This window comes from Ruegeria sp. CDSC021, assembly GCF_059610845.1.
On the sequence record NZ_JBXWOK010000002.1, the window covers coordinates 365,339 to 376,848 of the forward strand.

The following is an 11,510-nucleotide window of genomic DNA, read 5'->3' on the forward strand; positions in this document are numbered from 1 at the left end:
GAGAGTTTCTGTTGATGGAGAGACTCATCGATCTGTTGGGAGACTCTGGTGCCTTGGCATTTGCCGGAGTGCTCGTCGGTATCTTGTTCGGCGTGACGGCTCAGAAGTCTCACTTTTGTTTAAGAGCGTCGGCAGTCGAAGTCGCCGAAGGCGAGTTAGGTCCCCGCTTGGCGGTTTGGCTGATCGCCTTCACCACTGCGCTAGCCTTGGTGCAGGTGCTTATCGCGTTTGAGTGGCTAGACCTTTCCGAGACACGTGCAATCGCGTCGACAGGTAGCCTGAGCGGCGCGGTAATTGGTGGAGCGATGTTCGGCGCAGGCATGGTTCTGGCGCGTGGATGTGCATCTCGCCTTTTGGTATTAGCCTCCTGCGGTAATCTGCGCGCCCTGGTTACGGGGTTGGTTTTGACCTTAGTGGCTCAAGCCGCCTACACAGGTGTTCTTAGTCCCGCCCGTGAGTTGCTGTCTGGTATCTGGGCTGTCCCAGGAGGCGAGCCGCGTGATCTTTCAGAAATACTTGGGTTCTCGCCAACGGTTTATACAGCCGTTGCAGCGTTGGGATTGGTGTCGGCCATTGTCTTTGCGTCCCACCGGAAAGTCGCGCCTATAAGGATCATAGCGGCCGCAGGAGTTGGCCTGGCTGTGGCGCTCGGCTGGTTGATAACATTTGCCATCGCGCAAGCATCTTTTGAAGTCGTGCCTGTGTCTTCAGTCACGTTTACCGGACCGGCCACGGACACACTAATGGCGTTGGTTGCAAGTCGAAACGTTGTGTTGTCCTTCGGTATCGGCCTTGTCCCAGGCGTAGTAATTGGCGCGGCAGGCTCAGCCTTGACTGCAGGGGAGTGGAGGATCGAACGATTTGGCTCGGATACTCCGATGGAACGCTACCTCGTAGGGGCTGTTCTCATGGGGTTTGGGGCCATGCTGGCGGGAGGTTGCGCGGTGGGTGCCGGGCTTTCAGGAGGGTCCGCCCTGTCATTGACCGCATGGGTTGCCGTATTTTTCATGTGGGTTGGGGCGATCAGCACGCATAGACTATTGATGCTAATCCCTGTTCCGCAACATTCCTGAGCTACTCGAACTCCATCTGTTCGAAAACGCGCCCTGCATTTTTCGTGGCCAGTTCTTCAAACGTGTCCAGGTTGGCATAAGGTGACTGATCGACGTAGTAAGCCTCAGCCAGATCACCTCCTGCATCCATATGCTCTTGAATCTTGCCGCGCAGATATATCAGGTAGTCGCGTGTATAGCGGCGCACCTGATCCATGTTCGTAGGATGGCCGTGTCCCGGTATCACATAAGTGGCATCTAAAGCCTCGAATTCGGTGTCCCAAGTTTCAAGCCAATCCGCTGTATAGGTGTCTTGAAAGATTGGCAGCATGCGTTCGTGAAACGCCATGTCGCCCGCAATGACAAGGCCTTGGTTTGGCAACCAGATCGAGATATCGCCGGGACTATGGGCAGGGCCGAGGTACTTTGCCTCAATCTGGAATTTACCCATCTCAACCACGTATTCATCATCGAATGTCTCGGTTGGGCCAGCCAGGAATGTTCCGTCTGCCTTGTCCTGATTGTATCGCTGCATTCCCTGCAGAATTTGCGGGCCATATTCCTCGAATTCAGCCGCTGCTTCTGAATGTGCGATGATCGGAATGCCGAGTTCTGACCAGTAAGCGTTGCCGAGCATCGCGTGCCCCTGGCCATTCTCGTTGAAGACAAGTCTGACCGGCTGATCCGTGATGGCCTGAATTTCCTTGTGAAGCGCTTCGGCAAGGACATAGGCTGCACCGCCGTTTATGACGACTACACCTTCACCGGTTACAATGAAGCTGAGGTTGTTGTTGTGACCAGAGTTTTCGTAGGTTGGTGGTGCGGTTGCGCCAATGGCGGAATAGACGCCAGGGAAATACTCGACCGGTTTGGAATACAGCACGCTTTGCGGATATTGGTCTGCAATTTCCTCGCTTGCCCAAGCTGGTGCGGCCAAGGCCAAGGCAATCGCAAGCGTTCGTATCATGTTGGTTCTCCAATGAACTTATACGCAGAGCCAGTTTTTTCGACCCGGCCGATTCCACCATTCGGCAGGTGGAAGCCAATTATCTTCATTTGCTCGCGAGAAATCTCATCTAGCAGCAAACTACGAGTTGCTGCAGCTGTCTGTGGATCCTGATCCGTACCACTGTGCCAATCAGGCCGTTCAAAAGCTACGTGTGGATTTCCCAACGCATCGCCGACAATCATCACGGATTCACTGCCGCTGCGGATTTCAAACGCCATGTGGCCGGGTGTGTGCCCAAAGCTTGCACGGGCGGCAATGCCTGGAAGGATCTCTTGTCCGTCGTCAAAGAACGCCACCTGATCCTCAATTTCTGCCATCCGGCGCTTCGCGCCTACAGCGAACGCAGCGCGATCTTCTCCTATTGAATCTACCGTTGAAGGGTTCCACCAATAATCCCACTCTTTACGGCCAAAGTGATGCGTCGCGTTGGGGAAAAGCAGGTCGTCGAAGTCATCCAAAATGCCCCAGATGTGATCCGGGTGCGCATGGGTGAAAATCACGTGCGAAACGTCTTCGGGCGACAGGCCGATTGTTTCAACAGTTTCCATAAGTTTGCCAGACGTGGGCATGAAATCCGGCCCAGCTCCGACATCGAATAATACCGTGTTTTTACCATCACGATAGAGCGCCACGTTGCACTCTGGCTCGTACTTGGTCGTGCCCACTCGATTGCGATTCAGAAGCTGCTCGAGTTCTTCTTTCGGCATGGACCCAAAGACCATTTCCGGTGGCAATGACAGGTACCCGTCTGATACGGTTGAAATCCGAGCTGAAGAGCCGAGTTGCAACTCGGCCCTCACGATCCTGGATTGAGTACCAAGCATCCCAAGGCAAGCGGCGCTGTACAAGAAAGTGCGGCGAGAAAGTGCATTTCCATCCATACACAATCAATAAAATGAATGTTATTATTTGTAAATGGAGAAAGAAAGGCTGTGTGTGCAAAGCTGCTTTCGTCTTGATCACTAAGAAGTCTACTCAACTTCTTCGGTACCGGCGGGTAAGTCAGCGATTACACCGGTGCCCCTGAGAGCCTGCATCTCAACTCTTGGAGCGAAATGGGACTGGTTGCGGCGTGTGGCGTTTCCCGCTTTTTCGTGACGATTCCCAGTTCTTTTTGAACACAAAATTCGTCTGCTGTTACCCAAAATGCCACCCAAACTATGTTTGCGGTACGTGAGAGCAACGCTGAGTTCACGTTTCTAACTGATATGTTATGGGGTTTTGGTAGCGGAGGAGGGACTTGAACCCCCGACACGCGGATTATGATTCCGCTGCTCTAACCAACTGAGCTACTCCGCCATGAGTGAATGGCGATTTAAGGGAGGGGTTGGGGAGGGTCAAGAGGGAAATGGCGCCTTTGTTGGGAATATTTTAGCTGGGACTAATCCGAATTCGGCACAACCGTCGCCCTGGGTTCTGTATTTTGTACCACGCCGCGAATGAAGTTGTTGCAGATGTCCGGGACTGTCAGGGGGATCATATGGCCCAGCCCTTCGATCTGTTCAAAACTCAGACCAAACGCCTGCATTGATTCACCGTGTTGCGTGGCTGACAAGAGCGCATCCTGTGCTCCAAACAATATGGAGCCAGGCACTTTCAGGTCGCCATAACGGGCGACCTGCGCCGGCATGCTCTGTTCAATCCCGATCACATCCTGTGAGGCGCTGATAAACGCGGATGGACGCATCCCCAAAGCGCCGCCGGCGCGGTCCAGAAAGTCTTGGGGCGCGGGTTCTGGCGCAAAAGCCGCGCTAAGGGTGTGCGGTGCGGTTTTTGCGGCCAGCGGGACGGCAATCGTGTTGCCGATCAGACTGCGCAGCCATTCTGTCCGGATTTCAAGCGGTTTGAACACGGCGGGCGGGCCAGGCATCGCCTGAGTAAGCGGGGCTAGCAGGGCCAGGGCCTTGATCTTGTCCGGGTAATCCAGCGCCATCGCCAGAGAAACCGCGCCACCCAGCGAATGGCCGACCAGAATTGGGTTGCTGACCCCCTTTGCCTCTAGAAATTCATGTATCATGCGGCCCTGTTCGGGCAACCGCCCAAGCTCTGCCGTCTCACGAGTTGAGTATCCGCAACCGGGGCGATCCACGGCAATGACGTGAAAATCCTCGGCCAGTTTATCCATCAAGGCGTAGGTGAAATGTTGCAACTGCCCGGCCAGCCCATGAATGAGCACAACCGTCTGATTGGAAGGGTCGCCCTTTTCCACATAGTGGATATCGCCGCCGCGCACGGAAATGATAACCCCCTGTTGTGGGACACGCGTCCGGCCGTCACGGGTCAGCTTGCGTGTCCAAAGATTCATCGCAACAAGAAACAGCGCAATGAACAGCGCAATAGTCAGGAAGATTGTCATCAGCCTATCCTCTGGATGGAGCAGATCAGATTACTGACCGGATAGCGCCACAACCCGAAGGCAATGTCCACAGCTCGCTTAAAGGATCTAATGCGGACTGGGTTAGCCGCGCAAGATCGTCCCAGTTGGATCAAAGGGCGGTTCTTTCAGGATCGTTGCCCTATGCAGGCGCCCTAATACCATGACCTCGACCCTATCGCCTGCCTCGGCACCCGAAACATAGCCCAAGGCCAGCGACATACCCACGGAATAGCCATAAGCGCCCGATGTCACCCGACCAATTCCGCGCCCGTCCATGAAAATGGGTTCGCCTCCGGTCGCGTCAGCGTTCGAAGCTGCGGTGTCGGCTTCGTCCAGATGCAGCAGGACAAGCTGCTCTCTGGCTGGAGAGGTCATGGCAGTATTGGCGGCATCTTTGTTCAGGAACGATTTGTCGAATTTGCACAACCGGTCCAAACCGACCTCGTGTGGCCAGTATTCGGGGCTGTATTCGCGCCCCCAAGACCCATAGCCCTTTTCGATCCTCAGCGACATCAGTGCGCGGCTGCCAACTGGGCCTGCGCCGAACTCTTTTCCGGTCTCGATCAGCGCCTCATACAGGCGGAGCTGATCTTTCGCGGCGCAATGCACCTCCCAGCCCAGATCGCCGGTGAAGGAGACACGCAGCGCCAGGACCGCAATTCCGGCGATTTCGATCTGTTGCGAGCGCATGAAGGGGAAATCCTCGGGGCTGAGCGAGGTATTCGTAAGCCGTTGCAGGATTTCCCGCGATTTCGGTCCAGCCACGTTAAAGCCGCAAGTCTCTTCGGTGCGGCTTTCGAAACGGGTGCCGTCGGGCAGAGGAACTTGTTTGAAGAACCGTTTGTGATAGCGCTCGGCCATGCCCGAGCCGATGATCCAGAATTCGTCGTCGGCCACGCGGGTCACGGTGAAATCGCCGGCAATACCACCCCGTTTTGAGATCAGCGGGGTCAGGCAGGATCGACCAACCGATCTCGGCATGGAATTTGCGAATACGGCATTAAGCCAACCCTCGGCTCCCGGACCTTTGCAAACATATTTGGCAAAGTTTGAGATGTCGATGATCCCGGCCCGATCGCGCAGCATCCGGCATTCCGCGCCCACCGGTTCCCACCAGTTCTGGCGGGTGAATCCGTTGGTGTCCGTGGCGCCGGGCGCCTCTGCGAACCACAGCGGGTGTTCCCATCCGACATTCAGGCCAAAGACGGCACCCATGTCCTTTTGCCTGTCATAAATCGGGCGGGTCCGGGCAGGGCGTCCTGCGCTGCGTTCTTCATTTGGGAAGTGGATGGCAAAGCGGTGTGCGTACTGATCCTGCACGCGGGCCTTGGTGAAATCTTTCGTAGCCCATGTGTCGAACCGCGCCACGTCCCAGGCGAACATGTCGTATTGGGTTTCGCCTTCGATGATCCACTGCGCCGCCATCAGGCCCATGCCACCCGATTGCGAGAATCCCGGAATGATGCCGTTGCAGCAGAAATAGCCGTTGACCTCGGGCACTGGTCCCATCAGAACGTTGGCATCCGGTGACCAGATCATCGGTCCGTTGATGACCCGTTTGATCCCGGCGTCGCCCACGGCAGGTACGCGTTCGATGGCGTTCATCATATTCTCTTCGATCCGCTCCAGATCGTCGGGAAACAGATCATGGGCAAAATCCAGGGGTGTGCCGTCCTCGGCCCAGAATTTCATATCCTTTTCATAAGCCCCCACCAAAAGGCCCTGACCTTCCTGCCGCAAATAGTACTCGCCATCGCGGTCACTGACCGAGGGCAGGCGGGTATCATGCGCCGCGACGTCAGCCATGGTTTCGGTGACGAAATACTGATGCTCGGTCGGTTGCAGGGGTAGCTCGATCCCGGCCAACATGGCAACTTCGCGGCCCCAAAGACCGGCGGCATTCACAACCCACGGCGTTTGGATGTCCCCCTTAGGGGTGCGTACGATCCAGGTGCCGTCTTCTTGCTGATCTGTCGCAGTGACCGGCGTAAAGCGGTGGATTTCGGCCCCACGCTGGCGCGCGCCGACAGCGTAGGCGTTGGTGACCCCCGAGGGATCAACATTACCGCCATCAGGTTCGTACATGACACATCGGATGCCATCGTAATTGACCAGCGGGTTCAGACGCTGCGCCTCTTCGATGCTGATCTCATAGAAATTCATCCCGTACAGCTTGGCCTTGGCGGCCTGCAGCCTCAGCTGGTGCTCGCGCTCTTCGGTTTGGGCCAGATATAACGAGCCGGGCTGGAACACGCCGCAGCTTTGGCCGGTTTCAGCCTCAAGCTCTTTGTACAGCGTCATCGTATAGTGTTGGATGCGGCTGATATTGGTGCTGTCATGCAGTCCGTGGATGTTCGCCGCCGCGTGCCAGGTCGAGCCGGATGTCAGTTCATCCCGTTCCAACAGCACCACGTCTGACCACCCCGATTTGGTCAGGTGATACAGGATCGAGCACCCAATCACACCACCGCCGATTACCACTGCCTGTGCATTTGTCTTCATGAGTCTGTCATCCAAAATTTTGGTCTTGTCGTCATGTGTTACCAGTACTGAACCCAAGACAACGGGTTTAAATTTCACGTGGGATTGAACAGATATAAACCAAGGTTAGTCTCCGATGCCCACCACTATGCACGTCCATACTCGACCAGTCTGTGGTTCAATTCATCTGTTTCAGAGGCCCCGGCTTCCAGGGCGAATATAAAGGCGTGGGTCAGGTAAAAACAGGCCGCGTCGATATCTTGCACCGCTTCGCATTCATCTGCTGCAATAGTGTAATAGCGGACCAACGCGGCAGGATCATCATGATCATGCGCCTCAAGTAGCAAGCGATCCAGTTCTGTTCTGTCCATCGGGTCTCCGTCGCGTCTGGCCAGTCGTGCGTGGCCAGACAGCTGGTTCAGTCGGCGCGACCGCTTTCAATCTGTGTCGCAACCCAGTGATGGAAATTATGGGTCGGACCATCCATCACCGGAGAGAATCGACCGCCGTCGAACAACATTCCGTGCCGACCCTTTTGCATCCCTTCAACAACGAACACATCCTCTTCAAACACAGTTTTCCATTGCTGGGCGTTTGCCGCCCTCAGGCCATCATGTTCAGGTGTGTCTTCGATGCTTTTGGCATAATAAAGCTCGATATGCTCAACGGTATTTTCGTGATCAACCGGTTCCAGGACAATGGCAAAGGCATGGTCACGCTGCACACCCAAAAGAACATTCGGATACACGGCCACATACTCTGCACCCTCATTCCATCGATCGCTGAGCCCGTCGAAATCGGCGAATGTGGTGCCGTCATGGTCAGTGAGTTGTCGATAGACAAGCGTGCCTTGACCGGAATAGTGCCCGCGCACTTCGATGTTATAGTGATCCTCAAGTCGCGAATAGCTGTTCAGGCCGGGATGCACCCAGGGCAGGTGATAGCTTTCGCAATAGTTCTCAACCGCCAGCTTCCAGTTGGTCTTGACCTCCAACTTGAACGAAGAGGCCTCACCGCCGTGATGTACTGGTTGATCAAACTCTTTCCAGCGTTCCAATAGGGCGGCGTGCGCCTCTTCGAATTCGGGTGCATTGCCGTCCACATTCACAAAGACCACGTCCCGCCAGACATAAGAGCGAATACGGATCAGGCCCAGAGATTTGCGATCCACGTCCTCATGGGTGTTGTGACCGGCGCCGCCAACATGTGGCGTCGCACGCAGCTCTCCCTTCAGGCTGTAGCACCAGCTGTGATAGGGGCAACGGATCGCGCCACTTATCTTGCGAGGGGTATCGACAAGGATCATCCCGCGGTGACGGCAGGTATTTTGAAATACGCCAACCTCACCATCCCGATCCCGCACGATTAGTAAAGGCATGCCTAGGAAATCGACCGGCATGGCATCGCCTTCCTCGGGCACGTCTTTGCCAAAGCCGATCCCGGACCAGTTGGCGTACAAAACCGATCTACGCTCTTCGGCGAAAAGTGCCGGGTCGATATAGTGTTCGTTTGGCAGGCCGTTTGCGACATTCACATCGACCAGAACGGAAGACAACGCAGTATGCTTGTTCATCGGGCTCTCCTGCAGGTGTTGTTTGGTCTCTATTGGCGGATACGCTGGCATCCACTCAATATCAGAAAACCTCATCACAGGGTGATTTCACCTAAACCGAACCGTCCTGAACCTCTTGAATGATCCAATCTTTCAGCGCCCGGGCACTTTCGGACAAGTCTTCATCCGAGCGGCCAACCAGATAAAACTGGTTTGGAGCGATCTGGAGGTGGGGCCCGATTGCCACCAGCTTTCCCGATTGCAGCATGGGTTGGATCAAGCGTTGCCATCCAAGAACCAGCCCGGCCCCCTTACGCGCCCGCTGGAGGGCTACCGAATAGCTGTTCACACGAGAATCAATCGGAATGGTCCCCGTGTACCCGAGTTGTTGAAACCATTCGGGCCAAGTGGTCCAGCTGCGGTCTTCAGAGTCTAGATGTATCAGTCGTTCAGCGGCGAGATCTTCAAGGCTTGCACCGGCCAACCGATCCGCCACCTCTGGGCAGGCGACGGGGACCAGACAATCCCGAAACAGAGGAGTGTGCGAAAGGTCACCGTTGCCGTCCCGGCCGTAGCGAATAAAGAAATCGATATCCGGCCGATCCCGAAATGGTCGATCCTGTGAAAGCTGGTCAACATTTACTTCAGGCATTTCGCGCCAGAACCGGATTACCGATGGCGACAACCAAAGAGCAGCCACTGCAGTGGTTGATCCTACGGTTACCTTTTCGACGGTGGCACGGTCGCGGATTGTTGCCAGTGTTTTTGAGATGCGGGTAAACGAAGAAGCCAGCGCGTCATACAGCGCTTTGCCGTCTTCCGTCAGTTCGACCCCTCGGTGTTTGCGCTGGAACAAGGCGGTGCCAAGATCACCTTCCAACGCTTTGATCTGATGACTGACCGCGCCCGGCGTTACCGACAGTTCTTCAGCCGCATTCTTAAAGCTTAGATGGCGCGCAGCGGCTTCGAAGGCCGACAGCGTGGTGAGTGGCGGCAGATTATAGTGGCGTCTGGACATGACAGGTGTAGCCGTTGGTGGTCTTCAGGTTAATTCTTCTCACTCAAATATTGGACTTTTTAAGATTGTGCGCCAGAAGAAATTTTCCAAAACGATGATGTTGAGTGCCGTGTTTCCGATACGTGCGGTAAAGATCAGGCAATGTTTCTGTGACGACCGGGTTTGGTGTCAGCCAGTTCATTGACGGTTCTTATGCCATCACCGACATGGAGTGGATCATGGATATGGGCGGAGATGATCCCGCGCTAAGCATGGCAGAACTGATAGCAGGTCTGGTCGTCATCATGGGTCTGTAGATCATTTCGGCGGTTTCGGGTGCGGGTCGCTTCCTGCAAACATGTATCGCAATTAGTGAGGCTTGCTTTGACCAAATACCGCAATCTTTTGGGGAGGATTGGAGGATCGCCCTGTGAATATGCGTACCATGACCCGAACCGGTGGCCGTGCGGCCCGGCGCGCGCTGCGCTCTGCTCCGAATTTCGAGATGTTGCCCGGCCTGACCCGAGGCATCCCCCTATGCGAGGTGATGGATGGCAGCCAGATCGACCGGATCGACAGCGCCTCAATGGATATTCTCGAGAATGTCGGTGTTCAGTTTCGCGATGCAATCGCACTGGAGGATTGGAAAAAAGCTGGTGCAAAGGTCGAGGGCGAACTGGTCTATCTGGACCGGGGCCTGGTCCGAGAGCTGATCGCCACCATTCCCAGCACCTTCACTTATCATGCTCGCGATCCGAACAAGAACGTGCGACTGGGCGGACGGCACTCGATCTTTGTGCCGATGACCGGCGCGCCCTTTCTGCGCGATCTCGATGACGTGAGGCGCAATCCGACGCTCGATGATCTAGCAATGTTCCACAAACTAAGCCACATGCTGCCGGCGATGCATTCCTCGGCGCATCACATTGTCGAACCTTACGACCACCCGATCAGTCAGCGACATCTGCGGATTACCTATTCGTCGATGAAACATTCGGACAAGACGTTCATGGGTATGACCACCTCGCCCAGAAACGCCGAAGACGTCATTGAGATGTGTGCGATCCTGTTCGGGGAAGATTTCATTGAAGATCATCCGGTCACCACGGGCAACTGCAACGGAAACTCTCCGCTGGTCTGGGACGAAACGATGCTGGGCGCGATGCGGGCCTTTTCTCGCCGCAATCAGCCTGTGTTGTGCTCGCCCTTTGTTTTGGGCGGGGCCAATACGCCCGCATCGGTTCCCGCCACCGTGGCGCAATTGAACGCCGAAGCACTGAGCGCGCTGGCCTATACCCAAGTCATTCGCAAAGGTGCTCCGGCGATTTACGGGCACTACCTGTCGACGGTGTCGATGAAATCAGGTGCCCCGATGGCCGGCACGCCCGAGATCAGCCTGATGAACTTTATGATCGGGCAGATGGCCCGGTTCTACGACGTTCCATGGCGCACCTCGAACACGCTGGGTGGGGCCAAGACATTTGATGCGCAGGCCGGGTACGAATCCGCCACGACGCTGCAGGCGGTTCTTCATTCCGGTGCGAACTATATTTGGCATTCGGCTGGCTGGAATGAGGCTGGGATGCATTGTTCCACCGCCAAGTTCATTGTCGATGCTGAACAATGTGCGATGGCTTATCGCATGGCAGAAGGCCCGCAATGGGATGATTTCGACCAAGCTCTTGCCGCCATTCCAGAGGTCGGTCCAGGCGGGCACTATCTGGGTCATCCGCACACGCAGGACAATTTTCAAACGGCGTTTTTCATGCCCGAGATGTTCGACAATAACTCGATTGAGCAATGGGTGGCAGAAGGCGGGTTTGAGATCACTGAGCGCGCGTTGAAGCACGCGCGCAAGCTGCTGGCCGAATACCAGGAACCGACACTGGACGTGGCCAAAAACGAGGCCCTGCTGGACTATATTGCCCGGCGAGAACGGGAAATTCCCGCCGCTGACGAGCTGAACCAAACCTATTAAAGATTTCGCCTTGGACCTATCCCGACTGCATTGTCGGGTGGGTTTCCATTTAGCACTCGGAGGG

Annotated in this window: 10 protein-coding genes and 1 tRNA gene; 3 read left to right on the forward strand and 8 right to left on the reverse strand. The window is 55.7% G+C overall.

What is annotated here, in order from left to right:
• Positions 1–14: 14 nt before the first annotated feature.
• The gene (locus tag AC2FGB_RS06735) at positions 15–1,073 is read left to right on the forward strand and encodes a YeeE/YedE family protein (protein WP_496693660.1); all 1,059 of its coding nucleotides are present in this window, start codon (positions 15–17) and stop codon (positions 1,071–1,073) included.
• 1 nt (position 1,074) lies between these two features.
• On the opposite strand, the gene AC2FGB_RS06740 is transcribed toward AC2FGB_RS06735, so the two are convergent.
• From AC2FGB_RS06740 to AC2FGB_RS06775, 8 genes are all read right to left on the reverse strand, one after another.
• On the reverse strand, positions 1,075–2,019 hold the full coding sequence (locus tag AC2FGB_RS06740) for an MBL fold metallo-hydrolase (protein ID WP_496693661.1): 945 nt from the start codon (positions 2,017–2,019) through the stop codon (positions 1,075–1,077).
• On the reverse strand, positions 2,016–2,942 hold the full coding sequence (locus tag AC2FGB_RS06745) for an MBL fold metallo-hydrolase (RefSeq protein WP_496693662.1): 927 nt from the start codon (positions 2,940–2,942) through the stop codon (positions 2,016–2,018). The genes AC2FGB_RS06740 and AC2FGB_RS06745 overlap by 4 nt, the downstream gene beginning before the upstream one ends.
• A 341-nt stretch (positions 2,943–3,283) precedes the next feature.
• Positions 3,284–3,360: transfer RNA gene (locus tag AC2FGB_RS06750), tRNA-Met, on the reverse strand.
• 82 nt (positions 3,361–3,442) lie between these two features.
• Positions 3,443–4,417 carry an alpha/beta fold hydrolase gene (locus AC2FGB_RS06755; RefSeq protein WP_496693663.1) on the reverse strand — a complete coding sequence of 325 codons (975 nt, stop codon included), beginning with the start codon at positions 4,415–4,417 and terminating at the stop codon, positions 3,443–3,445.
• A 102-nt stretch (positions 4,418–4,519) separates the two neighbouring features.
• A complete protein-coding gene (locus AC2FGB_RS06760; protein ID WP_496688715.1) occupies positions 4,520–6,940 on the reverse strand; it encodes a GcvT family protein in 2,421 nt (806 codons plus the stop codon).
• 125 nt (positions 6,941–7,065) lie between these two features.
• Entirely contained in the window at positions 7,066–7,290 is a 225-nt protein-coding gene (locus tag AC2FGB_RS06765) for a hypothetical protein (protein WP_142635874.1), read from the reverse strand.
• Positions 7,291–7,337: 47 nt separating this feature from the next.
• Positions 7,338–8,492 carry an aromatic ring-hydroxylating oxygenase subunit alpha gene (locus AC2FGB_RS06770; RefSeq protein ID WP_142635876.1) on the reverse strand — a complete coding sequence of 385 codons (1,155 nt, stop codon included), beginning with the start codon at positions 8,490–8,492 and terminating at the stop codon, positions 7,338–7,340.
• Positions 8,493–8,583: 91 nt separating this feature from the next.
• Positions 8,584–9,489, reverse strand: a complete 906-nt coding sequence (locus tag AC2FGB_RS06775) for a LysR substrate-binding domain-containing protein (protein WP_282021563.1) — start codon at positions 9,487–9,489, stop codon at positions 8,584–8,586.
• Positions 9,490–9,638: 149 nt separating this feature from the next.
• On the opposite strand from AC2FGB_RS06775, the gene AC2FGB_RS06780 reads away from it, so the two are divergent.
• On the forward strand, positions 9,639–9,785 hold the full coding sequence (locus tag AC2FGB_RS06780; RefSeq protein ID WP_416383911.1) for a hypothetical protein: 147 nt from the start codon (positions 9,639–9,641) through the stop codon (positions 9,783–9,785).
• Between the two features lie 119 nt (positions 9,786–9,904).
• Positions 9,905–11,446: a trimethylamine methyltransferase family protein gene (locus AC2FGB_RS06785; RefSeq protein ID WP_496693682.1), complete on the forward strand. Its 1,542-nt coding sequence runs from the start codon at positions 9,905–9,907 to the stop codon at positions 11,444–11,446.
• Positions 11,447–11,510 lie beyond the last annotated feature (64 nt).

Coding starts and splice junctions, on each gene's coding strand:
- AC2FGB_RS06735 (WP_496693660.1), top strand. CDS start 15: ATGGAGAGACTCATCGATCTGTTGGGAGACTCTGGTGCCTTGGCATTT.
- AC2FGB_RS06740 (WP_496693661.1), bottom strand. CDS start 2,019: ATGATACGAACGCTTGCGATTGCCTTGGCCTTGGCCGCACCAGCTTGG.
- AC2FGB_RS06745 (WP_496693662.1), bottom strand. CDS start 2,942: ATGGATGGAAATGCACTTTCTCGCCGCACTTTCTTGTACAGCGCCGCT.
- AC2FGB_RS06755 (WP_496693663.1), bottom strand. CDS start 4,417: ATGACAATCTTCCTGACTATTGCGCTGTTCATTGCGCTGTTTCTTGTT.
- AC2FGB_RS06760 (WP_496688715.1), bottom strand. CDS start 6,940: ATGAAGACAAATGCACAGGCAGTGGTAATCGGCGGTGGTGTGATTGGG.
- AC2FGB_RS06765 (WP_142635874.1), bottom strand. CDS start 7,290: ATGGACAGAACAGAACTGGATCGCTTGCTACTTGAGGCGCATGATCAT.
- AC2FGB_RS06770 (WP_142635876.1), bottom strand. CDS start 8,492: ATGAACAAGCATACTGCGTTGTCTTCCGTTCTGGTCGATGTGAATGTC.
- AC2FGB_RS06775 (WP_282021563.1), bottom strand. CDS start 9,489: ATGTCCAGACGCCACTATAATCTGCCGCCACTCACCACGCTGTCGGCC.
- AC2FGB_RS06785 (WP_496693682.1), top strand. CDS start 9,905: ATGCGTACCATGACCCGAACCGGTGGCCGTGCGGCCCGGCGCGCGCTG.